27 protein-coding genes and 1 pseudogene are annotated in these 24484 nt (G+C 64.8%); 10 read left to right on the forward strand and 18 right to left on the reverse strand.

The features are described from left to right. Nucleotides 1-100: 100 nt before the first annotated feature. The 5 genes from RF645_RS01705 to RF645_RS01725 all read left to right on the forward strand — a co-directional run bounded on the left by RF645_RS01705 (nt 101) and on the right by RF645_RS01725 (nt 5507). The gene (locus RF645_RS01705) at nt 101-2110 is read left to right on the forward strand and encodes a penicillin-binding transpeptidase domain-containing protein (protein ID WP_368818487.1); all 2010 of its coding nucleotides are present in this window, start codon (nt 101-103) and stop codon (nt 2108-2110) included. 204 nt (nt 2111-2314) lie between these two features. After that, on the forward strand, nt 2315-3532 hold the full coding sequence (locus RF645_RS01710) for an MFS transporter (protein ID WP_368818488.1): 1218 nt from the start codon (nt 2315-2317) through the stop codon (nt 3530-3532). Nucleotides 3533-3699: 167 nt separating this feature from the next. Further along, nucleotides 3700-4164, forward strand: coding sequence for a hypothetical protein (locus RF645_RS01715; protein WP_058871151.1), 465 nt, complete (start codon nt 3700-3702; stop codon nt 4162-4164). A gap of 307 nt (nt 4165-4471) precedes the next feature. Next, nucleotides 4472-4750 (forward strand): DUF2188 domain-containing protein, encoded by a 279-nt coding sequence (locus tag RF645_RS01720; RefSeq protein WP_201023872.1) that lies wholly within the window; start codon nt 4472-4474, stop codon nt 4748-4750. Nucleotides 4751-5138: 388 nt separating this feature from the next. Then, nucleotides 5139-5507 (forward strand): hypothetical protein, encoded by a 369-nt coding sequence (locus RF645_RS01725; protein WP_368818489.1) that lies wholly within the window; start codon nt 5139-5141, stop codon nt 5505-5507. Nucleotides 5508-5629: 122 nt separating this feature from the next. Here RF645_RS01725 and RF645_RS01730 read toward each other — a convergent pair whose 3' ends face one another. The 3 genes from RF645_RS01730 to RF645_RS01740 all read right to left on the reverse strand — a co-directional run bounded on the left by RF645_RS01730 (nt 5630) and on the right by RF645_RS01740 (nt 8705). Further along, nucleotides 5630-6634, reverse strand: a complete 1005-nt coding sequence (locus RF645_RS01730) for an IS481 family transposase (RefSeq protein ID WP_058871155.1) — start codon at nt 6632-6634, stop codon at nt 5630-5632. Further along, nucleotides 6631-7815 (reverse strand): Cmx/CmrA family chloramphenicol efflux MFS transporter, encoded by a 1185-nt coding sequence (locus RF645_RS01735; protein ID WP_040560896.1) that lies wholly within the window; start codon nt 7813-7815, stop codon nt 6631-6633. The genes RF645_RS01730 and RF645_RS01735 overlap by 4 nt, the downstream gene beginning before the upstream one ends. A 551-nt stretch (nt 7816-8366) precedes the next feature. After that, a complete protein-coding gene (locus RF645_RS01740; protein WP_081609509.1) occupies nt 8367-8705 on the reverse strand; it encodes an ASCH domain-containing protein in 339 nt (112 codons plus the stop codon). A gap of 92 nt (nt 8706-8797) precedes the next feature. Between RF645_RS01740 and RF645_RS01745 the strand changes: the two are divergent. After that, nucleotides 8798-9025, forward strand: a pseudogene (locus RF645_RS01745) (transposase); the annotation flags it as partial. On the opposite strand, the gene erm reads toward RF645_RS01745, so the two are convergent. Further along, a complete protein-coding gene (gene erm / locus RF645_RS01750) occupies nt 9015-9869 on the reverse strand; it encodes a 23S ribosomal RNA methyltransferase Erm (protein ID WP_368818490.1) in 855 nt (284 codons plus the stop codon). The pseudogene RF645_RS01745 and the gene erm sit on opposite strands and share 11 nt — an antisense overlap. A 388-nt stretch (nt 9870-10257) precedes the next feature. Between erm and RF645_RS01755 the strand changes: the two genes are divergently transcribed. The 4 genes from RF645_RS01755 (at nt 10258) to RF645_RS01770 (ending at nt 15067) form a co-directional block, all read left to right on the forward strand. Further along, nucleotides 10258-11679 (forward strand): MFS transporter, encoded by a 1422-nt coding sequence (locus RF645_RS01755; protein ID WP_368818491.1) that lies wholly within the window; start codon nt 10258-10260, stop codon nt 11677-11679. Nucleotides 11680-11941: 262 nt separating this feature from the next. Continuing rightward, entirely contained in the window at nt 11942-12850 is a 909-nt protein-coding gene (locus RF645_RS01760) for an Abi family protein (RefSeq protein ID WP_368818669.1), read from the forward strand. A 70-nt stretch (nt 12851-12920) separates the two neighbouring features. Then, nucleotides 12921-14039, forward strand: coding sequence for a hypothetical protein (locus RF645_RS01765; protein ID WP_368818492.1), 1119 nt, complete (start codon nt 12921-12923; stop codon nt 14037-14039). A gap of 17 nt (nt 14040-14056) precedes the next feature. Then, a complete protein-coding gene (locus RF645_RS01770) occupies nt 14057-15067 on the forward strand; it encodes an IS481 family transposase (protein ID WP_082676903.1) in 1011 nt (336 codons plus the stop codon). Nucleotides 15068-15692: 625 nt separating this feature from the next. Here the strand turns inward: RF645_RS01770 and RF645_RS01775 are convergent. From RF645_RS01775 to RF645_RS01840, 14 genes are all read right to left on the reverse strand, one after another. Beyond that, the gene (locus RF645_RS01775; RefSeq protein ID WP_368818493.1) at nt 15693-15953 is read right to left on the reverse strand and encodes a hypothetical protein; all 261 of its coding nucleotides are present in this window, start codon (nt 15951-15953) and stop codon (nt 15693-15695) included. Beyond that, the gene (locus RF645_RS01780) at nt 15953-16195 is read right to left on the reverse strand and encodes a hypothetical protein (protein WP_368818494.1); all 243 of its coding nucleotides are present in this window, start codon (nt 16193-16195) and stop codon (nt 15953-15955) included. The genes RF645_RS01775 and RF645_RS01780 overlap by 1 nt, the downstream gene beginning before the upstream one ends. Before the next feature lie 53 nt (nt 16196-16248). Continuing rightward, complete coding sequence (locus tag RF645_RS01785) at nt 16249-16593, reverse strand: hypothetical protein (RefSeq protein WP_368818495.1); 345 nt, start codon at nt 16591-16593, stop codon at nt 16249-16251. A gap of 47 nt (nt 16594-16640) precedes the next feature. Further along, nucleotides 16641-17264 carry a thermonuclease family protein gene (locus tag RF645_RS01790; RefSeq protein WP_368818496.1) on the reverse strand — a complete coding sequence of 208 codons (624 nt, stop codon included), beginning with the start codon at nt 17262-17264 and terminating at the stop codon, nt 16641-16643. A 122-nt stretch (nt 17265-17386) separates the two neighbouring features. Continuing rightward, the gene (locus RF645_RS01795; protein WP_350870535.1) at nt 17387-17608 is read right to left on the reverse strand and encodes a hypothetical protein; all 222 of its coding nucleotides are present in this window, start codon (nt 17606-17608) and stop codon (nt 17387-17389) included. A gap of 161 nt (nt 17609-17769) precedes the next feature. Continuing rightward, complete coding sequence (locus tag RF645_RS01800; protein ID WP_058871161.1) at nt 17770-17955, reverse strand: hypothetical protein; 186 nt, start codon at nt 17953-17955, stop codon at nt 17770-17772. A gap of 181 nt (nt 17956-18136) precedes the next feature. Then, the gene (locus RF645_RS01805) at nt 18137-18346 is read right to left on the reverse strand and encodes a hypothetical protein (RefSeq protein ID WP_368818497.1); all 210 of its coding nucleotides are present in this window, start codon (nt 18344-18346) and stop codon (nt 18137-18139) included. Between the two features lie 503 nt (nt 18347-18849). Further along, nucleotides 18850-20199: an IS1380 family transposase gene (locus tag RF645_RS01810; RefSeq protein ID WP_271404783.1), complete on the reverse strand. Its 1350-nt coding sequence runs from the start codon at nt 20197-20199 to the stop codon at nt 18850-18852. Between the two features lie 140 nt (nt 20200-20339). Continuing rightward, complete coding sequence (locus RF645_RS01815) at nt 20340-20588, reverse strand: hypothetical protein (RefSeq protein ID WP_368818498.1); 249 nt, start codon at nt 20586-20588, stop codon at nt 20340-20342. 22 nt (nt 20589-20610) lie between these two features. Next, entirely contained in the window at nt 20611-21237 is a 627-nt protein-coding gene (locus tag RF645_RS01820) for a hypothetical protein (protein ID WP_368818499.1), read from the reverse strand. A 190-nt stretch (nt 21238-21427) separates the two neighbouring features. After that, nucleotides 21428-21943, reverse strand: coding sequence for an HAD domain-containing protein (locus RF645_RS01825; RefSeq protein WP_368818500.1), 516 nt, complete (start codon nt 21941-21943; stop codon nt 21428-21430). Nucleotides 21944-22146: 203 nt separating this feature from the next. Next, nucleotides 22147-22500: an Lsr2 family protein gene (locus RF645_RS01830; RefSeq protein WP_278855625.1), complete on the reverse strand. Its 354-nt coding sequence runs from the start codon at nt 22498-22500 to the stop codon at nt 22147-22149. A 181-nt stretch (nt 22501-22681) separates the two neighbouring features. After that, nucleotides 22682-23659 carry a DUF6551 family protein gene (locus tag RF645_RS01835; RefSeq protein ID WP_368818501.1) on the reverse strand — a complete coding sequence of 326 codons (978 nt, stop codon included), beginning with the start codon at nt 23657-23659 and terminating at the stop codon, nt 22682-22684. 148 nt (nt 23660-23807) lie between these two features. Continuing rightward, on the reverse strand, nt 23808-24452 hold the full coding sequence (locus RF645_RS01840; RefSeq protein WP_368818502.1) for a single-stranded DNA-binding protein: 645 nt from the start codon (nt 24450-24452) through the stop codon (nt 23808-23810). Nucleotides 24453-24484: the final 32 nt, after the last annotated feature.

Genomic DNA, 24484 nt, shown 5'->3' on the forward strand with positions numbered 1-24484 from the left:
CCGTATCTCGAGGTATTGGACATATCTAGAAGGCCGATCATAGCCTGCAAGCCACCGGAGGCGACCCGTTCAGGCAGCCTCGTTTCAGCAGAGGAGAGCCATGTCCGAGATGCCCGTTCACCGTCGCTCAATGGGCGGGCCCCGCCCGGCCCGTGGGCCCGCAGGCCTGCGTCTCACCGCATGCCTGGTCAGCACCGGGTTGATCTTGGCTGGGTGCAGTGGTCCCGGGGCCTCGAATGACCGAGCCCGAGACACGGCCGAGTCGCTGGCGCAAGCTCTTCACGTCGGGGATGTCTCGGGGCTGCCGGTGGCTGCAGCTGATGATCAGGCCCTGGACGCCTCGTCCGTCGAGGAGGATCGCGCCGAGGCTCTGAGCGGCATGGGGGGCATCTCACCCGCCGAAGTAACTGTCGAGGGCCTCTCCGAGGAGTCGGAAGACGGTTCCCGGACCGCGACCCTGGGGTGGCGCTGGGATCTGCCGGCCACCGATGAAGACTGGACCTACGAGACCTCGGCGCTCCTGGTGCCCACCGGCGAGCAATGGGCCGTCCAATGGGAGCGATCCGTCGTGGAGCCCTCCCTGGAGGCGGACGAGCAGCTCAGGCTCTCGACCGTGCCTGCCTCCCGCGGGGACATCACCGGAGCGGGCGGTGCCCCCATCGTCACCGAACGCCCCGTGCACCGGGTAGGACTGGACCGGTCTCAAATTCCTGATGATCAGGAGGAGGACGCCGCCCGAGATCTCGCTGCGGCCGTCGACATCGACGCTGACTCCTATGCCCAGACCGTGGCGGCGGCAGGCGACGAGGCCTTCGTCGAGGCCATCACCCTGCGGGAGAGCGATTTCCGAGCATTGGACAACGAGCAGATGCAGCGGATCCCCGGGTTGCTGGTCCGTGACGACGAGATGCCTCTGCCGCCGACCTCGCAGTTCGCCCGCGACATTCTTGGATCGGTCGGACCGGCCGATCAGGGGGACATCGACGCGTCCGGTGGAACTCTGACGGCAGCGGATCAGGTCGGGCGCGGGGGCCTGCAGGAAGCGCACGACGACACCCTGCGCGGGCAAGGCGGCGTGGTCGTCGAGAGCGTCTCCCTCAATGCCGACGGAACCGCCCGCCCGCAGACCGCCGAGACGCTCGTGGAGCACACACCGCGGGACGGTGAGGACCTCTCCGTGACACTTGACCCGCAGCTGCAGCTGCGGGCCGAGGAGGCTCTCTCGGACGTCGAATCCCCGTCGGCCATCGTCGCCATCCGCCCCTCCAGCGGCGAGGTGCTTGCCGCTGCGAACGGTCCCGACAGCGAGGGCTATTCAACGGCTCTGCTCGGCCAGTACGCGCCCGGCTCCACCTTCAAGGTGGCCGCCTCCCTCGCTCTGTTGCGCGATGGCGCGACCCCGGATACTCGTATCGATTGCCCGTCCCGGATCACAGTCGACGGCGCAGAGTTCTCCAATGCTCCTACCTACCCCGAGGGGTCCCTGGGTGAGATACCGCTGCGGGAATCGGTGGCCCAGTCGTGCAACACGAGCTTCATCTCGCAGTACGAGGCCGTGGATCAGGCGCAGCTTGCCGATGCCGCGCAGGCCTTGGGGGTCGGTCAGCCGCTGCATCTGGGCGTGCCCGCCTTTGAGGGCAGCATCCCGGATGATGAACCGACGACCCAGCACGCGGCGGCCATGATCGGGCAAGGTCGCACCTTGGTCTCGCCTCTGGTCATGGCTGTCATGGCTGCTTCTGTGGCCGAAGGGGAGCTCGTATCCCCGTCGCTGGTCAACCAGGAGTCAGAGCCGGGAGATGAAGGTTCGACCCCTCCCGGACCTGAGCAGCCGTTGACGCAGGGCGAGGCTGAGGATCTGCAAGACATGACGCGAGCCGTCGTCACTGACGGGCATCTCGGGGACTTGCGAGCTTTGGACCCGGATACCGCGATGGGTAAGACCGGCACCGCGGAATACGGGACGGAGAACCCGCCGAAAACCCACTCGTGGGTCATCGCCTCGCACGGTGATCTCGCGGTGGCAGTCTTCGTCGAAGATGGAAGCTATGGATCAGTGACCGGCACACCGCTCATGGAGAAGATGCTAGAAGAAACGCCGTCAACGTGACGTTCAGCAGCGGCAGGACTGCCGTCCAGGTCAAGCCGCGTCATCGCGGGGGGGGGGGGGCGGGATGTTCTTGGCAGGTACCGGGGCCCTGTGAACCCGGTCCGGTGGTTGCTACGTTGATGATGCGACACAGCGTTGCAGCGCCTCTCCTGACCGTCCGGGGGACAGGCGAATCATGTTCGTCAGGGCGGCCTGAGGGTCGCCTTGCATTCGCCATGCCATCGCTTTAGCTCTGTCCGTCTCTGGACCGTTTTCTTCATCAACTGGACCGTCCTCTCCAGCTGGGCACCGCGCATCCCCGAGGTCAAAGACCTCCTGGGCCTCAGCGACAGCGAACTGGGCATCGCCCTCTTCGGTATCGCCGCCGGCTCCGTTCCCGCTCTGCTGCTCACCGCGCGGCTGCTCGATCACCTCAGATCCGGGCCGGTCTGCGTCGTGACCGCTGCGATCTTCGGCGCGGCGCTTCCGCTGATCGGCACGACCGGCAGTCTCTGGCAGCTGGCCGGGGTGCTCATCGTCCTCGGGGCCGCCAGCGGCGTCCTGGACATCGCAATGAACACGGCTGGAATCGCCTACCAGCAGCACACGGGTCACCGGCTGCTGTCACGGCTGCACGGCGGCTACAGTTTCGGTGTGCTCGCCGGGGCCGGCGGCGGAGTCGTCGCCACGCACTTTCGCATCAGCGTCACTGAGCACTTCCTCACCGTCGCTGCGGTACTGGTGATCCTCGCTCTGGTGTGCGTCCCCGTGCTGTGGACTCAGCCCTGGGACCGCGCTGAGCGCACCACCGAGAAAGCCCCGGCCACCCAGCGCACGCGGCTGTTCACCCTGCCGCTGGCGATCGCCGCTCTGGCAGTTTCCGGGTTGCTCGTCGAGGGGCTGATCACCGACTGGTCTGCGCTGCTGATCACCCGTGACCTCCAGGCACCGGCCCCGCTGGGAGCCACCGCGCTGACCTTGTTCAGCCTCGCCATGTTCGTCTCTCGCTCCGCCGGCGACGCAGTGCTCAACCGCATCCCGGAAAGTACCGTGCTGATCGCTGTCGCCCTCGTGGTGGTGAGCCTGGTGATCACAGGCACCCTGATCGCCCAGCCCCTGGTCATGGTCGTAGCGATCGGCCTGATCGGGCTGATGCTGGGCCCGGTCTTCCCGCTGGCTGTCTCCCGTGCCAGCCGCTCCAACCCAGACCGCGCCGCTGCAATGACCGCACAAGTCAGCGCTTTCGGCTACTTCGCCTATCTGGCTGGCCCGACCGTGATCGGTTTCCTTGCCGAGGGCCTGGGGCTGCCGATCGCTTTCGCGGCCGTGGTGATTCTCAGCTGCTTGGGCATCGGCGCGGCTGGACGCCGCCCGGGTGAAGCTACTTCACCAAACGCAGCCCTGCACGCCACATCTTCACCGGGAGGCTCACCGTCGGCCTAGGGGACAGCCGCTGCCGCCATGGCCGCGATGAGGAGCATCCCGGCAATCGACTGACGAATTCCATCGGGCACGCGACCTGGTCTTCCCGAGCACTGGTTACATCGGCGCGCGGTGAGGTACCAGGCATCCCACCCTGGCTTGTCGGATGCGGATGCGAAACTGATCGAGTGATCGAGAACTTCGTGACCGGCCTGGTGGCATCCGCCATCGTGAGCATCGGCTTGTGGTTGCTCCTACCCCGCGGCGTGGTGATCACCCGAAACAAGCCTGCGCGTGATGTTCGCGGGGAACCGATCCCGGACTCGTGGGTGCTGCGGAACCAATCCCCCCTGACGGTGCAGATCCTCGACGTCCGCTACACGGGGATCAGCACCTACGCCAACATGCGGCCGGCGTGGAAGTCCCTCACCCCATCGGAACTCGCAAGCGAGCCCTTCGGTGTCAGTTTGGACTCCGACGTCGGAGGCGGGGCGATGTCGAATGACAGCAGTTGGAGCACCGTGCAGCTGGCCCCTGGAGACGGTCTGGTTTTGCAGATGCCCCTCAACCACGAGCTCGAGATGCGATACCGCCGTGCCGGGTGGACAGGAGTCTTTGAGCGACGCGTCGTCACGATCCAGGGATTCGCCTGACCGCCACCCCTACCCCACGAACACCATCATCGGCGCTGGCATTGCATTGGTCTTGTGAGACTCATGAGCGATCACGAAGCTGGCTCCCGGCGAGCTTCGTAACGGGGCCGAAGGGCTTCACGGCGGGATCTTCTCCGAAAATCTCGACCTGAGCTAGCTGTTCGTGCTCCGTCCAGGAGTAGCAGCTGGCCGAGGGTCAAACCAGTGCAGGAAAAGCAGACCCCCTGCGACGGCGTGATGCTGTGCCAGGGAAGCCTCTGTCGTCATAGTTGATGAAAACGCCACTGATATTTCTGACGGACGCCCGGTGGCGATCGTCGCCGAGTACGCTGTTGACAACGACAGAGGGGTGATGATGGTGGCGAACTACGACGTCTTCAAACAGGGTGATAAGTGGGTCGGCAAGCGCGAGGATGGTAGCCGCGCTTCGGTGAGCTCAGACACTCAGCAAGAGGCCTACAACGAGACGCGAGATCTCATGGCGCGCAGCGGCGGTGGAGAGCTGAAGCTCCATGGCACTGACGGCAAGATCCGGGAAAAGAACACGATCGCGCCGGCGAAAGACCCCCGCAACTCCAAGGGCTGACCGACGAGGGAACTGATGCACGCACAGGGGTCACGTGAACGCGCACCGGTCCCGATCGTTCAGGAGCTGAAATGACATACGAACGGATCGACCGCGAGGGCAGAAGCATCAGAGAACCGTCTCAGCGCCCCGGACTCAGCAAAGCCACCATTGCGCGTCACACGTCGCGCACTCGTACTGAGTGGCTTCAAGAATTGGCCGCTGAACGCGAAGCCATCCGAACCTTCCACGACGACGGAGGGCACTCCTGGCCGCAGACGGCCAAGCACTTCCGCCTGGACATCGCAACCGTGAATCATCGTACCTACCGAGCGCGCAAGGAACGTGCTCAACAGACAGCAGACCGACCACAGCCACCGCTGCCGCTCGCCACTGAGGCAGGCTCTTGATGGGTTCGCTGATTCCTGTATTCGTAGCAGTGGTCGGCGCTGCCCTGACCTATATATTCACTCAGCGTCACGAGCGGAAACGGCGCTCTGAGCAGTACCAGCTAGAGCAGATCGAACACGCGCTCAAGACCATGGTCCTCAACGCAGAAACCAGTGGCGCAGGCGAGGACAGCCCAGGTCGGGCGAAGATCCTTGCGGAGAGCAAAGTGTGCATGGCCCTATTGGAAATCTACGGGGACGAAGACGTCCTTAAGATCGTCTCCAGCGCTCCAGACGGACGGGTAACCGGTGAACGGGCCAACCAACTGGCAGAAGCCTTGCAGGCCCAGGGAAGACGCTTAGCTTACCCCAAGAAGTGGCGGTGGTAGCAGGCCCTCAGAACTCAGCGCCTGAAGCACCCTGGGCTTCGTTCCGAGTCTCCTTGCCGAAATTCGGAACGAAACTCAGGGCGCTTCACATCCTTCCGGGCTCAATCATCAACGGCACCAAACTAGGTGTACGAGGGCAGGACGTTGGTGACGCCAGCACGGAGCTGAGATGCTGGGGGATGTCCGCCCACTCCGCTGTGGGGGCGGTGGTAGTTGTAGTGGATGTTCCAGATTCCGATCGCCGTGTCGCGGGCGTCTTCACTCTCGAACTCTCGGGCGTACAGCAGTTCTTCGGCCAGGATTCTCTGGTAGCGCTCCACCTTCCCGTTGTGTCGGGGCGTGTAGGGCCTGGTCTTCTGGTGGCGCGTGCGGTTGCCGACGATTCGCACGAAGTCGCCTGAGCGGTAGCACGCGCCGTTGTCGGTGATGATGCGATGGATGTGCGAGATCCCGTGAGCGGCAAACCAGGCCTTAGCTCGGGCGAGGAACGCTGCCGCGGTGGTTCCCTTCTCGTCGGTTAGCGGCTCGGTGTACGAGAGTCGGGAGAATCCGTCGATGGCGGAGTGCAGGTACGTGTAACCCCGCTTCGACCCAGCTGACTTCGCGCGACCAGCGGTCTTGGCCTGGTCGCTGTCGCGCCCATGAATGCGCCAGCCGCCGCCGTCAGGGATTCGGCCGACCTTCTTCACATCGAGGTGCACCATATGACCGGGCCAGCGGGCGGTAATCTTCCCTGGCTTGCGATTGGTATCGCCGCCGGGGTCGATGAATCTGCGTCGGCCAAGGCCGAGCCGCCTCAGGTGTCGGGTGACGGTACGCCGGTTGATCCTGACGTCCAGCTCGGCGAGCTCGTAGGTGATGCGCTGGGCAGACCACTTGTGTTCGCGCCGCCAGAAATCGATCCGTTGGATGACCCAGGCTGCTGTCGCGGTACGGCTGTGGTGGGGCGTCGAGGCACGGTCGTGGAGACCGGCTTCGCCATGCTGTCTCCACCGGTTGACCCACTTCGAAGCGCACGCGCGTGAGATGCCCATCTCGGCAGCTACGTGCGCGATTGGACGGGTCAGGCACCGATTCACGAGCCGGCGTCGGCCTTCAAGGCTCAGCGGAGCATTGGCGTGCGTCACTTGTCAGCCTCCACATTCCGTACCCGCGGGGCGATCATGCGCAGCGTGGGCAGCATGACGAGGAGTGCGAGAGCGGTCAGCGCGGTCGCTGCCCACACGGGCCCAAGGTTGCTCGAGCTCTCGAGCGATACCGCTCCGAGCGCCGGACCAGCAGCGGCCCCGATGTTGAGAGCGGCGGTCGCGTAGGAACCACCCATAGTGGGCGCTTTTGATGCTGCGTAGAGCACTCGAGCGATCAAGGTGCTTCCCACGGCAAATGCCAGCATTCCCAGCAGGAACACCAGGACGAGCAGCGACACGGAATGCCCAGCAAGCACCGCGAGCAACAGCCACCCGACCAACAAGAGCGGCGCGGCCACAACGAGGACCATTCGCGGGTACTGGTCAGACAGTCGCCCAGCAATGCTGACTCCCATGAAGGACCCGATACCGAACAGCACCAGAGCCACCGATACCCACACCTGGCCCAGACCCGCTGTCCCGGTCACGACCGGCGCGAGGAATGTGAACGCGGCGAACGTCCCGCCATTGACCAGCGCAGCGAGCAGCATCGCCGTGAATAGACGGGGCACGCAGAGCTGCGCCAACTCGACGGCGAGAGTCGGGCCATCGTCGGCTTCGTTCTGCGTGTCTCTCGGCTGTGGACGGACGCCGGTGAGGATGCCGATTGCAGCAGGAACGCACAAGAAGGCGACCGCCCAGAACGTGGCCCGCCATCCCAGCGCTGTACCCAGGAGAGCCCCCGCGGGAACACCGGCGACCATGGCGATCGTGGTGCCCGAGAGGAGGATGGCAAGAGCGCGGCCTTTCCGGCTGGGGGCCACGAGGCGGGTCGCGGTGCTGAGAGCGACGGCCAGAAAACCGGCGTTGGCGACCGCAGCCACCACACGAGTTGCGAACAGCACGGAGAAGGTCTCGGCAGTGGCGGCAATGACGTGACAGGCAGCGAAAATTACCACACACCCGAGCAAGGTGCTCCGGGCGGGCCACCGACGGGTGAGAGCTGCCATGGCGGGCGCACCGAGAATCATTCCAACCGCAAAGGCAGAGGTGAGTAGCCCAGCGGTTCCGACCGAGATACCGACGCTGGCGGCGATGTCTGGCACGAGGCCAGCAAGCATGAACTCAGATGTGCCCATGGCGAAGACAGCCAGGGCAAGCAGGTAGAGGGCGAAGGGCATGGAGGACTCCGAGAAACGAGAACGAAAAAGGGGGAACGTCTCGTCATCACGGCCAGCGCCCAGGGTTCCGCCTAAGAGCCCGCATGGCGCACAAGCGCACGCAGCGGGTTAAGGACTCAGTAGGCCTGGGGGCTGACGGTGTGACCGAAAGCCCCCTGAGTGTCTGATTTAGGGCACGCCATGCTCCTCACCCTACCGATGCTCCCTCGATAGCGCACATCCTTTGCACGAGCCGCGTACAAAGGATGTCGAGTGGAGGTTCGGCCTCGCGTCCGGTGTGGGTGCTCTGGGTCCGACGGGGTTGCTGCGGCGCTGTATGCAGCTGCATTCACCGGCATGTAGCTGTCGCGACGTGAGCTCGATCGACTCCTGCACCCCGGCGTTGGTTCGTTACAGTGTCGGTGCGGGCATCGCTTCCGACGGCCATCTGGCCGGGGGCCTTCTCCTACAGGTTGCAGTCCTCTGGATCGAACCCTCTGGATCGAACGGCCGGAAGCCATACAACGCAGGCCAGATACTGAGTCTGTCGTATGGCATGCTGTACGCCGGAACTAACGGTGTTGCGGGCCCTGAATTCGAAAGTGGACTACGTCTAGCAGCGCGTCGGTTGGCATCGACGGGTAGTAGTTCTCCCGTAATTGCCGCACGTACTCGGCCATGTCGGTGTTTTCCGGAGCACGCACAGCAGCAGCTGTGAGTTTGTTGAGTGGAAACCGCTGAATTTTGAGTACGACGCCATCTAGCATCTCTCGTCCGGCGGGATCAAAAGCCAACCACGCCGCACCCACGGTGATTGCCTCGTTCCACCGCACGGTCAGAGTCTTAGTGCCATTTAGCACCGCGGCCCTGTGGCGCGGATGGAATTCGATGACCTGTTGCTGAACGGGCATGACACCAGTCTACGGGAACGGCCTAGAGGGTCTGACGGTTCGGGACCCACTGCCCTCTGCACGGGGGAGCGCCTGGCACTGGAAATCGGGAACTGCCGAAGCTCGCCAGTCTCAGACAGACCCTCCAGCGTCGACAAGTCGACGCCCTGCCCCACTTCGATTGTCCAGGCACGAGCGACGGGTCGACCGAGGCGATCCATGGTCGCCATGAGCATCTCCGTGCCTCTGCTCTGGGCTTCCGCAGCCTCACTCACTACATCGCCCGCTGGCTCCTGGAAACCGGAGGCTTCAGATCCTACCCATGCCCTCTCATGCGATGAGCCCCTCACCTGCCGACCTGTCGCCACAGGTAACACCCACCCGAGCCTCCGTTGCATGTAAACAACGTCCTGACCCGCAACAGCTAGTCCGGTAGAGGTCCGCCCATTGCCTGGCAGAGAGGTCCTTTGGTAGGGCGCGTGGGTCCAAGCCCGCGTTGGTTGCCCATTTCGCCGCGGAACGAGCTCGGTCGAAGAACCCTGCTCGGGCGGTGATCTCGGCGATACCTCGCCCTCGGCCGGTGAAGACCTGATGTGCCATGGCTTGGAAGGACTTGCGCTCCCGCCTCGGCAGTAGAGGTGTCTCCCGGCGCGTGATCGTCAGAACACCACCGTCAATGCTCGGAGCAGGAGTGAAAGCACGTGCTGGTATACGTTGTCCGAGCTCGAAGGTGAACCAGGGCGACCATTGGGCGGTCATCAGTGTGGCACCGCCGACCCCGGCGCGGCGACGGGCCACTTCCCACTGGACGATCAGGACGGCGTGGGTCCATCCCGGTGCGCGAAGGATATGACGCAGCATCGCCGTCGTCAGGTGGAAGGGCAGATTCCCCACAAGGACGTGAGCGGTCGCCGGCAGCCGGTGGCGAAGGAAGTCGCCGTGCACGACCTCGATCCGGGGGTGCAGTTGCTGTTCGAGGGAACGGGCGAGTCTGCTGTCGATCTCGACCGCGGTCAGTGGGCGTTCCAAGGAGGCTAAGGGCTTGGTCAGAGCGCCTGCGCCGGAGCCGATCTCGACGATCGGCCCGGTGGTGGCCTGGACGCGCTCTACGATGATCTTCTGGATGGTTTTGTCGTGCAGGAAGTTCTGGCCGTGCTCGTGACGGCCATGACGGTAAGTAGGCACTGGGTAGCTCCGTGAATCCGTGGACGGAGCCGGGCATGCAGAAACGCGCCGCCCGGCAGGACCGGCAGGACGGCGGAACTCACTGATCGAATGTGGGGACCGCCGTCAGCGACGGCGCAACCTCATCGACGCGATACCACCGCAACACATGCCGTCCAGCGTAGCACCGTGCCAGCTGCTGGCTGTGACCGGCGTAGCAATGGCGGAGACAGCGCCGCAGATGCGGTACCGTGATAACCATGTCTGCTTCTGCAGCGGCTGCGGCCGCCGTGACGAGGACGCTCCGCTAGCGGCGGAGCACTCCTCTTTTCACCTCTCCTGATGCTTCGTCGCTCCACGGCCAGTCCGGAGCGGCTCTTAGTGCTGCCCGGAGTTCTACGTCTGAACGATGGAGCACGACTTGGTTCAAACCACTACTTCTTCCCGGCGCGGCAACACGCCGGTACGAGCATGGGTCACGCTTGCCTGCCTGTCCATGCTGCAATTCCTGATCGCGGTCGACGTGACCGTAGTCAACGTCGCCCTCCCGTCCATCGGTGACGAGTTCGGGGCCGACGCCCGGCAGCTGACATGGGTCGTCGTGGGATACACGATCACCGGCGGCGGACTGCTGATGCTCGGGGGCCGACTCGGCGACGTGCTCGGTCAGCGACGGCTATTGTTGGCTGGCACGACAGTGTTCGGCCTCGCCTCACTGCTGGCAGGGCTCGCCCCGACATTCCACCTGTTGGTAGCAGCAAGGCTGCTCCAAGGCGTCGGAGAAGCGCTTGCTCTGCCTGCCGCGATGGCCGTGATCGTTCTCTTGTTCGCCGAAGGCCAGGGCCGATCACGGGCGTTGAGCGTGTGGGCGGCCGTGGCCAGCTGCGGCCTGGTGCTCGGATTCATCCTTTCCGGAATCATCACGGAGCTTCTGGGGTGGCGGTGGATCTTCCTCGTATCGGTGCCGTTCATCGTGTTCGTGCTCATCGCCACGAGCATTCTCGTACCGGCCGACCGTCCGAGAGCCCGCACCGCACTCGATCTCCCGGGCTCGCTGTTGCTGACCGGGGCACCGCTCCTGTTCACCTTCGGCATCGTCGAACTAGGAGAGACCGACGGTATCCCCCGGTGGGTGGCCGTGGCCGTGTTGGTCGGGTCTGTGGTCGCAGCCGTCTTGTTTGTCGCAGTCGAGAGACGCGCTGCGAACCCGCTGGTGCCGCTGGAGTTCTTCCGCAACCGGTCACGCGTGATGGCCAATCTTGCCACTGCTCTACTCAGCGCTGCATTGTCCACGTCGTTCCTGCTGTTCACGTTCTATCTGCAGAACAGGCTGGGACTGAGCCCGCTGACCACGGGGCTGACACTGGTGCCGCTGGCGGTCGCGCTGGTTGCGGCGGCCACGGTTGTTCCGCGGTTCCTCGGACGCTGGGGTGCACGGTTCTGCGCCCTGGCCGGTATCGGATCCACCGCCCTCGGGATGGCAGCGATCGCGTTCGCAACCCACGTTGAGGCACCGGCTCCCGCGATGATCCCAGCCATGGTCCTCATCGCCGCCGGGATGGGCTTCGGCCTAGTCGGACTCCAGTACGCGGCCGTCACCGGGGTGACTGAGGACGACGCAGGGACCGCGTCCGGAGTCCAGCGCGCGGCAGACCAGCTCGGCGGGTCTACCGGCATCACCGTCTACATCGGTGTCGGCTTCTCTGCAGCTCTTGCGGGAGGAGACCCGTTCCTGATCAGCAGTGCTCTCGCCGTCGCGGGACTGATAGGCGCTGGACTGATCGCCATGCGCATCACGATGCCGGCACAAGGAGCTGAGGACGTAGCGTAGATGCGGCTCCCTCCTCGGTCTCCGGGCTTTAGTCGAACGGTCACACCGTGGTCGTCGAGCCCCGAGATCGAGGGCCACCGGGCGGCCGCAGCTATCTCATCGATCGACCTTGCGAGGCAACAACCGTCGGTTGCGCCAGCCACGCTGACCCCTTGAGAGACGCGAGATTGCGGCGAGTCCCGGGGCAAGATACGATGTTCCCATCACGACCGGTTCCGCCTACTTCGGTAGGTCCAGGGCCGGTCCTCATTTTTCTCAGGTGGTGTTCTTGGACGACGGGGTCAAGGAGTACAAGTCCTACGACGAGCAGATTGAGTTGCTGTCCGCGCGCGGGATGGACGTCGGGGATCGCGACACCGCCCGGTCTACCTTGCGACGCGTCAACTACTACCGACTGAGCGGGTATTGGTATCCGTTCCGAAAGCAGTCCAAGACGGGGCGTGGGGACGACTTCTACCCCGGGACCCGGCTCAACGACGTCATCGCGCTGTATGACTTCGACGCAAGGCTGCGCACGGCGACCTTCTCCGTCCTAACCCCCATCGAACTGGCGATCCGCGCGCTGCTCGGTCACGAGCTCGGGCGCGTCGACCCCTGCGCGCATCTAGATCCCAGCATGCTCGGTCCGACGGCCCGCCGTGGTGACGCCTACATCAACTGGCTCGCGGGATACAGGTTCGAGCTCGAGCAGTCTCGCGAGGACTTCGTCGCGCACCATCACGCGAAGTACGGTGGGGTCCTGCCGGTCTGGGCGGCCGTCGAGCTGCTCGGCTGGGGCGGCCTCACGCGCCTGTACGGCTTCGCGCCGCGTGCCGTCCAGGATGCTGTCGCTGACGTATGCGGCCTGAGCGCACCGCAGCTGACGAGCTGGCTCAAGGCGCTGAACATCGTCCGCAATATCTGCGCGCACCATGGCCGGCTGTTCAACCGCGTTCATGCGCTCTCACCGAAGCTGCCGCCGGTGGGCCGGCAACCGGACCTTGATGCAGCCGCCACCGACTGGTCTCGGACCTTTGGCCAGCTGACTGTTGCTGGCCAGGAGGTTGTTGACGTTGCTCGCGGGTGGCTGGTCGCACAGCTACACTTGTGTCATGCGGATGCAGCAGCGATTTCAAGACCCCCGGCCGGGATATGGCCGCGGGGTCTTCGACGCGCAGTCGTAGCGCAGTAGGTCTCCGCGGGTACGGCCGGGGGAAGTTTCTCGTCCTTCACCTACCTGCCATCTTCTTGGAGACCTTCTCATGTCGCACGCCGACTACCTGACTTCCGACCAGCTCTATCGTGCTCTCAATACGCGCGACCTTACCGATCCCGACCAGGGACGTCACGCCATCCAGTCTCTCCTGCAATTAGTAATTGACCGTCTGCTGCCCGAGTGGGACAGCTCGATCCGGTATGTGCGCGGCTCGCCAGTCGTTCCTGTTCGGGACAACTACGACCGCCTCGGTTACGACCCAAGTGATGTGACTAGGGCTCGCCGGTACACCCGGTACATCAGCCCCGTCGTAATGCTTCGCAGTCACATGAGCGCCGAACTCCCGCGCGTCCTTGAGGACTATGCGGGAATGTCCGAGGTGGATGAGTTACTCGTGGTACCCGGTCTCGTCTACCGTCGCGACGCCGTCGATCGCACCCACGTGGGGGAACCCCACCAGGTGGACCTGTGGCGCATCCGTAGCACTCCGGATACCGGTGACGAGGACATGCTCAGGATGATCGGCCACTTGGTCGAGGCAGTCCTTCCGGATGCGCAGTGGAGAACAACAGACGTGGCGCACCCATACACCGTCGGTGGTAGGCAGATCGACGTGCTCCACGACGGCGAATGGCTTGAACTCGCCGAGTGCGGCCGCATCCATCCCGAGGTGCTGCGCGGATCGGGCCTCGACCCCGAGCGATGGTCAGGTCTGGCTCTCGGTATGGGCCTTGAACGTGCACTTATGCTGCGCAAGGGCATCCCTGACATCCGCTATCTCCGGGCAGAAGACTCTCGCATAGCAACCCAGATGCTCACCCTGAATCCATGGCAGCACGTTTCACTTCTGCCTGCGGCCCGGCGCGACATCTCAGTCGTCGTGGATGCACAAGAGGACGAGGAGACGCTTGGTGACCGCATCCGCGTCGCCCTCGGAGACAACGCCGACGTCATCGAGTCTCTCGAGGTTCTCAGCCGCACACCCCACGAGGGACTGCCCGAGGCTGCGCGCTCGAGGCTCGGCACTCTGGAAGGACAAGTCAATCTCCTGCTGCGAATCATGCTGCGCCCCATCGACCGCACCCTGACCTCGGAAGAGGCCAACGTGATCCGCAACGTGATCTACGAGGCCGTGCATGAGGGCCCGGTGATGGAGCTGATCTGAGATCACTGAGAACAGTCATGACCTCGCCTACACATGCCAACGCTCCCCTCTCACCCGAAGGCCGACGCCGCCTGATCGAACGCTGCCGCACCCGCCCTATTTCCCACGTGGCCGCCGAGATGGGGATCTCCCGTGCGACCGCCTCGAAATGGGTCAACAGATACAAGCGATTCGGGAAGACCGGCCTTCTAGACCGCTCGTCGTCTCCTATCCGACAGCCATCTGCAACGCCTGGCTGCCTCGTGCAGCAGATCGAGTCGATGCGGCGTGGACACAAATGGTCGGCGTCCCGTATTGCGTTCGAGCTTGAGCAGGCAGGAACGCCGGTGAGCCGTCGCACCATCACCCGGCTTTTCGCGCAGCTGGGCCTGAACCGGCGGAAGTTCATCGATCCGAACGGCGAGACGAACCGGGAGCCGCAAAGCATCAACGCCAAACGTCCCGGCCACATGGTGCATCTGGACGTGAAGAAGGTTGGGCGCATCCCTGACGGCGGCGGGTGGCGTGTGCACGGCAAAGGCAGCGAGAGAGCCAAAGCTGTCGCCCGCACGAAGGCCCGCGGTATGAGGACCGGGTACATCTACCTGCATTCCGCCATCGACGGACACACCCGATTCGCTTACACAGAAGCGCTACCGGATGAGAGGGCCGTCACTGCCGTCGCGTTCCTCGGGCGGGCCAGAGCCTGGTTCGCCGCGCACGGGATCACCCGGATGGAGCACGTCGTGACTGACAACGGTTCCTGCTACCGATCTGCAGCCTTCCGCGAGGCGGTCGGGACCAGCCGACACCAGCGCATCACGCCATATACGCCTCGACACAACGGCAAAGTCGAGCGCTACAACCGGATCCTCGCCGAAGAGTTCCTCTACGCTCGCATTTGGCGCTCGGAAACTGAACGCGCTGCTGCGTTGGAAACGTGGAACCGGCACTACAACTATCACCGTCCACACGGCGCTCACGACGGGCAACCGCCTGCATCTGCAACACCGGTGCGCGTCAACAACGTCATGGCCTCATACACCTAGGCGGCCCGGATCAGACGCCGGCGCTGAGCTGGTCAGAAAAAAGAAGACCCCGCGCTGCCGGTCAAGGCAGTGCGGGGCCTTCTCATGTGCGCAGGAAAGAAGAGACCCGTCAGCGTGTGAGCTCGGTGGCTCAGCTCCGTTGACGGGTGCGGTCGCAGCGACAGTGCATGCGCTGTCGCTGTACCGGTGCGTCGAGACGATCGAGGCGCAGCGATGTCCTGCGGCTTCTCGGTGTCGTCTCCTGGAACCGCGGCACGTGGGCGCATCGGGTCCAGCTCTTCGTCACGCATCTCCGTGCTCGCGGGGCTGACGGGCAGCCGCTGTCACGAGCACAGCAGGGGAACACGTGTAATGACCCAGGGTGTCAATGACCGGCTGAGCCTTCTTCGTGCATGAACTCCCCCGCCTCAGCTCCGCTGAGGCGCTGTGACGCAGAGTCCTCCTTCAGATCACGGGATCAGCGATCCCATCCTGGGAATCACACTCTTACGTCAAGATGTTGGAAAGTCTTCTTCTTCAGCGAATGCCTCGATAGCGGCTCTGCAGCTGTCTGCTGTTCTGCAGAGAGAAAGACCCCTGCAATCCCTCGGCGCACCGGGAATCGCAGGGGTCTTCGAGAAGATGATCAGCCCTGGCCCGTGGCCATGAACCAGAGCCCGATCGGGAATCCGATGCACAGCGCGCCGAAGCCGATCGCACGCACGACGTCGTAGCTGAGACCGTGGTAGTGCACGCGCCACGTCAGCGGGTGCTGCTCCTGCAGGAACTGCCGCCGAGCGCGATCATTCAGCAGGACGTTGCGCGTGGCGTTGCTGTTCTGGACCATGCGCTGGATGTCCGGATCTCGGAACTGTGCCGGATCGATGTACTTGGGGATCTGCGACATCAGGCGTTCTCCATCCGGGCGATCTGCAGGGAGGGCCGGTTGTAGCCCCGACCGGTCACCGCGTCGAACCAGCCGGCGTACCCGGGCACGCGCACGAGCTGGGCCGCCTCACGGCCACCAGGGCCCGGCACGGCCGGCACGAAGCGCTCCTCGCGCACGGTGGCCAGATTGTTGGTCCCGTTGCCGTCGGTGACCAGATCGCCGACGTGCAGCGGCGCAGTGGAAGTGTTCTCGGTGGTCATGACAGGTTCCTTCTTTCCTCAGGAATGGTGCGGGTCAGTAAGAGATAGAGAGCTCAGAGCTCGATGGCCTCGTCGGCCTCGAGGAGCACGGGCTCGTTGTCGACGTCGCGGTACTGCAGCGTGATGCTGGCACTACGGCGATCGGGGAAGAAGCGGGAACGGGGCACACGCAGCGTCTGGATCCAGAGGCCGGGCTCGTCGAAGAGCACGTTGCCGCCCTCGTAGGTCCAGCCGGTCTGGTCGTAGAGCTTCTCGCGCATCGTCTGCGTCTCGACCATGGTCGAGGCGAGCGAACGGCGCTCATCGGAGTCGGGCTGCGCGGCGAAGAATCGCTGCGAGACGGACTGGTGCTTCTGGGAGAGGCTCTTGGCGAGCTCGAGAGCTTCAATGGTGGACATGGATGTCACTCCTGATCTGGTGAAGGGGATGTTTCAGGTCTTCTGGTTCAGCAGCGGCCGTAGAGGCCGCGCTGGTCGGCAGCTGCGCTCTGGGCGAGCTGCTCGTAGTGATCGAGGCGGTCCGGGCGCGGCTCGCTGTCCGGGACCCAGGCCTCGGCCAGGCCGTGGGTGACCATCTGCTCAGCCACGTCGGCGTCGGCCTCCGTGCTGAGGTAGCCCAGCGCCCGGCCGTACTTGTCGTAGGTGTCAGCCGAGTTGTCGAAGCTCAGCGTCACCTCGGTGCCGACCGGCAGCAGCGCCTCGAGGCGATCGGTGGCGTGCTGGGCCATGCACTCCGGCCCAGCCGTCGGGTCCTGGTAGTTCATCTCCGGAGCCTGGATGCCCAGCAGCCGCACGGAGGTCTCCGACATGTCGTCGTCGGTGGAGGCAAGCTCGCCGTTGACCGGAGCCAGGGCCACCGTGTCGCCGTCGATGACGCGCACGACGGTGGTCTGGATCGACTGCGTTCGGTCAGCGCTGACCGGCTCGGCGTTGTGGTGCTGATCCTGCAGGGTCTTCACGGTGGTGTTGGAGCAAGCGGTGATGATGAGCATCGAAGTGATCATCAGCACGAGCAGCAGGACGTGGAAGATCGAGCTGCGCGAGGAGGCGCGAGCGGCGAGGCGGTTCATGAGAGCTCTCCTGATCAGGTGTGGGAAGAGATGCAGCGGCAGATGAGCCGCCGGGGTGTGCGAAGCGAGAGGGCGCTCAGAAGTCAGGCGCGAGAAGGAGGCGAGTGCCTCTCAGACTAGCCTCAGGTACGAGGCTGAGCGAGTCGTGCAGCAGCGGCTTCGAACTCAGCGAAGCTGATGGGAGCCGCCGGAGCCGCAGCGCGCTGCTCGGAGGTCATGCCGAAGGAGCCGGTCCATGCACCGAAGTAGCGCTGGCACAGGGCGCGATCGCGGATGCGGTCGGCCTCGGAGTAGATCTCGGCTGTCTTCTCGGCAACCGGTGCGGTGACGGTGGAAGCGCTCATGATGGGTCTCCTGACCTGCTCGTACGCGGATGGTCTGTTTGTTCAGAACCTCTTCCGGCTCAGCTCCGCTGAGCCGCCGGCAAGCGATCTGAAAGATCCGCGAGAAGGCAAGAGAAAGCCCCGTCGGGTGTGCGCGACGGGGCGTGAAGTGTCTTCTCTAATTAGCCGATGAGACCGGCGATGAAAGAGCTGAGCAGACGAGCTGTCTGCAGAGTCGTCTTGAGCACTTGGTCGAGGGTGTTCTCTGCAGCCCAGCCGATGAGGATCATCGCGAACTGGTCGATGATCTCGGGCTGAGGCTGGGGCTTGTTGTCTGGGCTGTCGTGAGGCCTTTCTGTGTGACGCATGATGGATCTCCTGTTAGAACTGAGGATCTCCCCGACCCAACTGTGCTGGGCTCTGGCGTCTCGCCTCTGGAATCAGCATCACCAGCAGACGACGCAGAGAAGAAGAGACCCCCGCTTGCCGCACATGGCAAGTGGGGGTCTTGAGCTTCTTCGGAGGTCAGCGCAGCGTCTGACTCAGGACTCAGCTGTGCTGGTCCAGCCACTCCAGGTTGTGATCGCGCAGGCGGGCCTGGCGGATCGCAAGGTACTCAGCCTCACGGCGATCGCGCAGCGCAGCAGCCCGACGGGCGGCCTTGCGCTCGGCGCGAGCCTGGGCGGTCGCGATGCGCACCAGAACGGCGCTGAAGAGCAGCGCGGCGATCAGGATGATGATGGCGTCGATGGGGTTCATGTCCGTCACTGCTCCTTTCAGCAGTAGTAGGTCTCGAGGAGATCATAACCACGATTCATCCAAACCACCGGCTCAGCTGTGCTGAGCAGCGTCAGGTCGTGACCGAGAACCCTGTTGCCAAGCCGGTCCGAGATCACGAGAACGGCCAAGACCAGCTGAACCCGCGGAAAAAAAGAACGCACCCCGCGCTGATCAATGAGCCAGTGGCCCATCGAATCAGTGCGGGGTGCGCGACGCATCCGGCATCCATCAGAAGGAGGGTGTGACGATCCCTCTCTAGGAAGGCGTGTTCCAGCCCTCCGCACTCTCCCCCGGGGCCGGCTGCGCCGGACCAGGCTGTGCGTGGGAACTCTGTCTTGTCTCAGCCCAGATCCACCGTCCGGCTTCAGGTCGGCTGCGGTAGCGGAGCGGGCGGGGTCGCGGATGTGAGGGCGCGGTCGGCCTGCCAGCCTGTGCTGGCCTTTCCACGAGAGTCTCCGGTCGCGCCCGTCAGGGCTGGCTGGTCAGGTGGTGGCGGGGCTCGGTGGTCCGGTCGCGGTGGCCCAGAGTCTGGCCCAGGCGTGTCGCCAGGGCCAGTTCGTGGGCAGGTGCATGATCGTTCGTCGCGCACGCGAGGCGAGTCGTGCGGGTACGGCGATCGTGGTGGCCAGGACGGTCGCCATCCGTGCGGTGGGGGTGCCGGCGGCGATCGCCGCCGCGCGGGAGACGTTGAAGGCCATGGTCGCGAACCCCAGCCAGGCGGCGTTGGCGTGGAAGCGGCCCAATGGCAGGTGCGCCAGCGGCCCGTTCTTCAGCTCCGCGATCACCTGCTCGACGATCGCGTGCCGGCGGTGGGTCGCGTCCGCCTCGACCGCGGAGAGGGTGCTGTTGGTGATGAACGCGTGATACCGGTAGGTGTCGAACAGCGGCTCCTGGCCGGTCTTACCGCCGGTGTTCAGCCGCTTCACCCGCCGCACCACCAGCCGGCAGCTGATGCGCTCGCTCTTGCGGCGGGAGACGAACGCGGTGAACGTGGTCTCGGCGACCTCGGCGTCGCTGATCAGCTCGCCCGTGTCGGGGTCGGCGACCGCGTGCGGATACTCGATCGGCGTCCAGGCGTCCTCGGCGATCGCGTCGATCGCGGACGTCACCGTCGGCCACTTGGGGATCGTGAACGAATACCAGGCACCCGCCCGGATGGCCGCTTGCACGTGGTCGTGGCTGCAGAACGCGCTGTCGCCGCGTACCAGCGCCCGCCGGCCAGGCGCGACCCGCGCGACCGTCGCCAACGCCCGCGCCGCGAACCAGTGCGCGCCCGACCCGGAGCGGGCATTGCCGCGCCGCAGCGAGAACTCGCCGATCACCGGCGCGGTCGTGGGCGTGCTGATCGTCGCCAGCAGCGCGTTCAGGCCGCGTACCCCGGAATAGCCGAACGCCGCGGCCTGCTTCGCGTAGCCGTGGACCTCGCCGATCGTGTCGTCCAGATCGACCAGCACCAGCGACCCGTCGTCGCCGCCGACCAGGCCGGGGACCATGTCCGCCAGCCCGTGCAGCAGCCGCCGGTTCACCGCACCCAGCTGCAGCACGTGCCCGTGCGTGAACGAGCGCAGGAACGTGCCCATCGTCGACGGCGCACGCACCTCGCCGATCACCCGTGCGGTCGAGCCCGCGCGCAGCACGTCCAGATCATCGATGCTGTCCGCGCCCGCCAGCATCCCGGCGATCACCGTGCGAGCCTTCACATCCCGAGACGCCGACGGCACGCTCGAGTGCTCCCTCACCAGCTCCGACAGGCCCGCCCGCTCGGCCAGCGCCAGCACCGGCACCAGACCGGTATGCGATACGAGATTGTCCTCATCGAACACGGGCTGGATTCCATGGAATGATTGCACCTACGAGGTGTCCTTCCGGCTCGGCGTGAATCTGGCTTCAACACCCCCATTCTCCCCGGTCAGAAGGACATTTGGCTGCTCCCACACCCACGCGAAAGCGGACCCGCTCGGTGGATCAGGGCTCAGGCGCTGTGCACGGTGCGGCCGGCGACCAGGTTCTTCTTCGAGATTGCCAGGACGGGATCCGGAACCAGTCTGGTCATGCTCTCGAGCGCGGCGTCACCGTGTGTGACCATGGTCGCAGAGTAGAGCGAGGAGTCCTTGGTCGCCGAGCCGGCGAACATGGGTCCTTCCACGGTTACGACGGTGCCGTTGGTGAGCTCGACGACGGCACCGGGCTTCAGGTTCTCGTGCAGGGTCTGTGCGGACATGATGGGCTTCTTTCTCTGTCAGTCAGGTCAGGGGTGCGTAGAGCGATCTCCAGTCCCGGCAGACCACGTCGGTCTGCTGGTCGTGGGAGTAGACGCTGCGATCAGGGGCAGCCTCGTAGGCCGCGCAGTCGGTGAGGATCTCGTCGCCATCGGCGCTGCCGTAGTAGTCGGCCGCGCGCTGATCGAAGGCCGCGTGCTCGTATTCGCCCGGGAAGAGCTGCTCGGCGCGCACGTGGTGCCACTCGTGAGCGGCCACGTGATGCTGCAGCTCGACATCAGCCTCGAGCAGATCCAAGTCCAGGAAGATGCCGTCCGTCGTGCGCACCCGGTCCGAGCGGCCGATCCGCGTCTGGTAGTACGGCTGGACCATCCCGAGCATCGGATCGTCGAGGTCTGTGATCTCGACGTCGTAGAACAGGCAGTCCAGCGGACCGAGCACCTGGCGGCACTCCTGGACGGCGATCTCGGTCAGCTCCTGGCGCTCTTGTCGATCCGCGGCTGTGCCCGGGCCGGCCTGCAGCCGCGGCACCGCCGCGCTGAGTGCAACCAGCACAGCCAGCAGCACCATCCCGATCCGGACTCGAGTCCTGCGTCGCATCGCGGGGTCCATCTCCTTGAGCGGGACGCGCGGGAAAGCCAGAGCGGCCATGATGTCCTCCTGGGAAGTCGTGTGCCGGATGTGCACGGGGGCTGTTGGTGCATGAACTCCCCCGGATCAGCCCTGCTGATCTGCTCTCGAACAGAGAAAGAGCCCGAGTCGATCCGTGGATCGACTCGGGCTCTTCGTGGTCCTGGCGTTCTTGTCGGCCCGCGGCTGTTGCGGGCGAGGATGGGCGAGCTCAGGCCAGAAGCTGGATCAGCTGCTGGATCTCGCCGAGATCCTGAGGCATGAGCCCGAGCTCGGGGCTGGGGCTGATCAGGTGAAGCCGCGGGTCGGCGATCACGAGATCCGAGATCTCGCCGTTCTCACGAGCATCGCTGATGTCGTCGTCGATCCAGATCAGGTGATCATCGGCTGTGGCCGTGTGCCTGAGCCAGTGGACGACGGCCGCCAGCTTCCACCACATGAAGCCCGGCACGGGACGCAGGAACTGCTCATCCGTGGCGAAGTGGTCGATCGCCGGCATCTGCAGCGCCTCGGTCAGATCATCCGTGTACGGGCTGCGCCAGGTCGTATGCCACAGCAGTCGCACGCCGGGGGCACGCTGCCACTCACGCAGAGCATCAGCAGCGTGCTGCGTCAGGATCGTGCCGTGCTGGACGTCCGGCAGCTTGATCAGCGAGCTGAGATGCCGGGTCTGCAGCGGGTCCATCGGCTGGAGCACACCGTCGATGTCGCAGGCGATGGTCAGCATGGGGGCTCCTCCTTCTCGTTCGGGTTCTCGGTCGTCGTCGGGGTTTTCTCGAATCCGAGTCGCCGGCGCGTGCCGGATGTGCACGGGGGCTGTTGGTGCATGAACTCCCCCGGATCAGCCCTGCTGATCTGCTCTCGAGCAGAGAAAGAGCCCGAGCCGATCCGTGGATCGACTCGGGCTCTTCGTGGGTCAGAGAGACCGTCTCACTGCGGGGTCGCGCCGGCCTTCTGTGCTGCGTAGTAGGCCTCACGGATCTCCTCGTGGATCCGGCCTCGGTCGGCCACCGGGTAGCCGTTGGCCTTGGCCCATTCGCGGATCTGCTTCGTGTCGCTGTTGGTGCCCTGGCCTGAACCGGTGCCGCGGCGACGACGAGATCCGCCCGTGCTGTTGGTGCGCGCGCTGGTCACGAACGGCTCGAGCGCGTCTCGCAGCTTCGAGCTGTTGGACTTGGACAGGTCGATCTCGTAGTTCTTGCCGTCCAGACCGAATCGCACGGTCTCATCAGCAATACCGCCGTCGAGATCGTCTTCGAGGATGATCTCCACCTTCTGTGCCATGTGTGCAGCCCTTCTTCCTGTGCTTTGTCGGGGCTTTCAGAATAGCACGGCAGATCGCTCTCGAACGAGATTCCATAGCCATTCTCGAAATCGAGCGAGAGAGAGCGATATCCCTGTCGCACTGAGGTGTCTCATAAAGTCCGGCGTAGGACTTTATGAGACACCGGCATCGAGTTCAGACTCACCGTCCGAGGTAGACCAGCAGATACTCGTGGTGCTCCTCGGCCAGATCGACGACCGTGGTGTCGGCCTGGCTGTTGATCCACTGCGCCAGCAGAATGCCTCGTCGACGACGGCCGTCACCGCCGGAGGAGCCGTGACGATCCTTGATGCCGGTGATGACCTCGTGGATGTAGGTGCTGGTCGTGCGGGAGAAGACCTCTTGGATCAGGGCCGTGTCCGGGGTGGACTGCGCGTTGAGCTGGATCCAGATCATGCTGGCCAGCGCATCCTTGCTGAAGACCTTGTTGGCGGCCTCGCCCTTGGCCAGCAGCGGCAGCCCGGTCTCGATGGTCCGGCGCAGGATCGTGGAGCCGTAGGCCAGCTGCTGATCGGTGATCGGAGCCCACGAGGTCTTGCCTCGAGGACCCCAGGCGTCGCGCATCGAGCGCACGGCGGTGATCGCATGGACGGTGCCGGTGTGCATGCCGGTCAGGTCGTAGTCGCGCAGCACGTCCTCGCAGGCCACGGTCATGGGCTCGCCGGAGCGGTAGTTGGCCTTGTAGAGCTGCAGCGCGTTGAGCTTCTTCTGGTTGTTGTCGAACTGCACGAACAGCCAGGCCTCGTGCTCGACGTCGCGGGAATGGATGACCGAGCACCAGACGTGCGTGGCCTTGATGTCCTCGGTGCGGATGGCCGCGATCCGCTGCTGGCCGTCGACGACCCACAGGGATCCGTCGAGACGACGTACGACGATCGGAGCGGTGAACAGATCCTGATCGAAGTTCTTGGTGATGCGCGCGATGTGGGCTTCCTGCAGTGGGCGCTGGTAGCTCTCATCGATGTGCAGATCCTTCAGCGGGATCAGCTGATTCTGCCGGCCGATGTGATTCGGCAGAACAGGCGTCTTGGGATTCGCCGGCGGATTCGCAGACGTGCTGGTCATATCGACAGCCTTGTCGAGCTTGGCGCGAGAGGCGGTCTTGGTAGTCTTGGCCATGGCGGGAACATCTTTCTCTGGATGAAGCGGATGGTGTTCTTGCTGAAGCGGCTCACAGGGGGTGCATCCCTTGTGAGCCGCAGTCTTATCGGGGAAACGACAAGACCCCGGCTCCCTGCCGGGAACCGGGGTCTTTTCGTCAGCCGGTTCAGTTGTTGAACGGCGGGTACTGCTGCTCGTACTGCTGGATCGCAGCAGCGAACTGGGCCTGATCCGAGGCCGGGGTCGCCGACTGGGCGGCCGCGAACTGGGGAACCGCCACCGGAGCAGCCGCCGGAGCCTCAGCGACCGCCGGAGCAGCCGCGGGGGCAGCCATCGGGAACTGGGGCACAGCCGCAGCCGCGGGCACCTCGGCAGCAGCCGGAGCCGCCGCCGGCACCTGGGCCTGGTTCTGAGCTGCGACCTGGGCCTGCGCCTCGGCGAGGCGGTCGGACAGGCGCTGGGTGGTCGCGGCCTTGGACTCGAGGAACTTGATGTCCTCGGAGATGATCTTCAGCTTGAAGACCTTGCGGCCGGTGGCCTCGTCGGTGTAGTTGTCCATGCGCAGCACGGAGCTCACAGCGACCAGGTCGCCCTTGTGGACGTTGGCGTAGGGGCCGATGCCGGAGACCTTGGCGGGCACGAAGGCCTCGAAGGGCAGGGCATCCGAGCCGCGCTTGCCGTTGCGGTCGGTGTAGTTGCGATCGGCGTAGACCGTGAAGAGGATCTTCTTGGAGCCGTCCTCGTTCTCGAAGACCTTCGGGTCCGAGGCGAGGCGACCGATGGTGCCGGCGTTGTTGGCGGGGTTCGTCATGATGAACTCACTCTCTGCGCTGGGACTCAGCG

Origin of the sequence: Kocuria sp. CPCC 205260 (assembly GCF_040981045.1) — a bacterium.
Lineage (GTDB): Bacteria > Actinomycetota > Actinomycetes > Actinomycetales > Micrococcaceae > Kocuria > Kocuria palustris.

Bases quoted from the DNA above. Each gene is read 5' to 3' on its own strand.
- RF645_RS01705 (WP_368818487.1), top strand. From the start codon at position 101: ATGTCCGAGATGCCCGTTCACCGTCGCTCAATGGGCGGGCCCCGCCCG.
- RF645_RS01725 (WP_368818489.1), top strand. From the start codon at position 5,139: ATGGGTTCGCTGATTCCTGTATTCGTAGCAGTGGTCGGCGCTGCCCTG.
- RF645_RS01735 (WP_040560896.1), bottom strand. From the start codon at position 7,815: ATGCCCTTCGCCCTCTACCTGCTTGCCCTGGCTGTCTTCGCCATGGGC.
- RF645_RS01740 (WP_081609509.1), bottom strand. From the start codon at position 8,705: ATGCCCGTTCAGCAACAGGTCATCGAATTCCATCCGCGCCACAGGGCC.
- RF645_RS01755 (WP_368818491.1), top strand. From the start codon at position 10,258: ATGGAGCACGACTTGGTTCAAACCACTACTTCTTCCCGGCGCGGCAAC.
- RF645_RS01765 (WP_368818492.1), top strand. From the start codon at position 12,921: ATGTCGCACGCCGACTACCTGACTTCCGACCAGCTCTATCGTGCTCTC.
- RF645_RS01770 (WP_082676903.1), top strand. From the start codon at position 14,057: ATGACCTCGCCTACACATGCCAACGCTCCCCTCTCACCCGAAGGCCGA.
- RF645_RS01775 (WP_368818493.1), bottom strand. From the start codon at position 15,953: ATGTCGCAGATCCCCAAGTACATCGATCCGGCACAGTTCCGAGATCCG.
- RF645_RS01780 (WP_368818494.1), bottom strand. From the start codon at position 16,195: ATGACCACCGAGAACACTTCCACTGCGCCGCTGCACGTCGGCGATCTG.
- RF645_RS01785 (WP_368818495.1), bottom strand. From the start codon at position 16,593: ATGTCCACCATTGAAGCTCTCGAGCTCGCCAAGAGCCTCTCCCAGAAG.
- RF645_RS01790 (WP_368818496.1), bottom strand. From the start codon at position 17,264: ATGAACCGCCTCGCCGCTCGCGCCTCCTCGCGCAGCTCGATCTTCCAC.
- RF645_RS01795 (WP_350870535.1), bottom strand. From the start codon at position 17,608: ATGAGCGCTTCCACCGTCACCGCACCGGTTGCCGAGAAGACAGCCGAG.
- RF645_RS01800 (WP_058871161.1), bottom strand. From the start codon at position 17,955: ATGCGTCACACAGAAAGGCCTCACGACAGCCCAGACAACAAGCCCCAG.
- RF645_RS01805 (WP_368818497.1), bottom strand. From the start codon at position 18,346: ATGAACCCCATCGACGCCATCATCATCCTGATCGCCGCGCTGCTCTTC.
- RF645_RS01815 (WP_368818498.1), bottom strand. From the start codon at position 20,588: ATGTCCGCACAGACCCTGCACGAGAACCTGAAGCCCGGTGCCGTCGTC.
- RF645_RS01820 (WP_368818499.1), bottom strand. From the start codon at position 21,237: ATGGCCGCTCTGGCTTTCCCGCGCGTCCCGCTCAAGGAGATGGACCCC.
- RF645_RS01825 (WP_368818500.1), bottom strand. From the start codon at position 21,943: ATGCTGACCATCGCCTGCGACATCGACGGTGTGCTCCAGCCGATGGAC.
- RF645_RS01830 (WP_278855625.1), bottom strand. From the start codon at position 22,500: ATGGCACAGAAGGTGGAGATCATCCTCGAAGACGATCTCGACGGCGGT.
- RF645_RS01835 (WP_368818501.1), bottom strand. From the start codon at position 23,659: ATGGCCAAGACTACCAAGACCGCCTCTCGCGCCAAGCTCGACAAGGCT.
- RF645_RS01840 (WP_368818502.1), bottom strand. From the start codon at position 24,452: ATGACGAACCCCGCCAACAACGCCGGCACCATCGGTCGCCTCGCCTCG.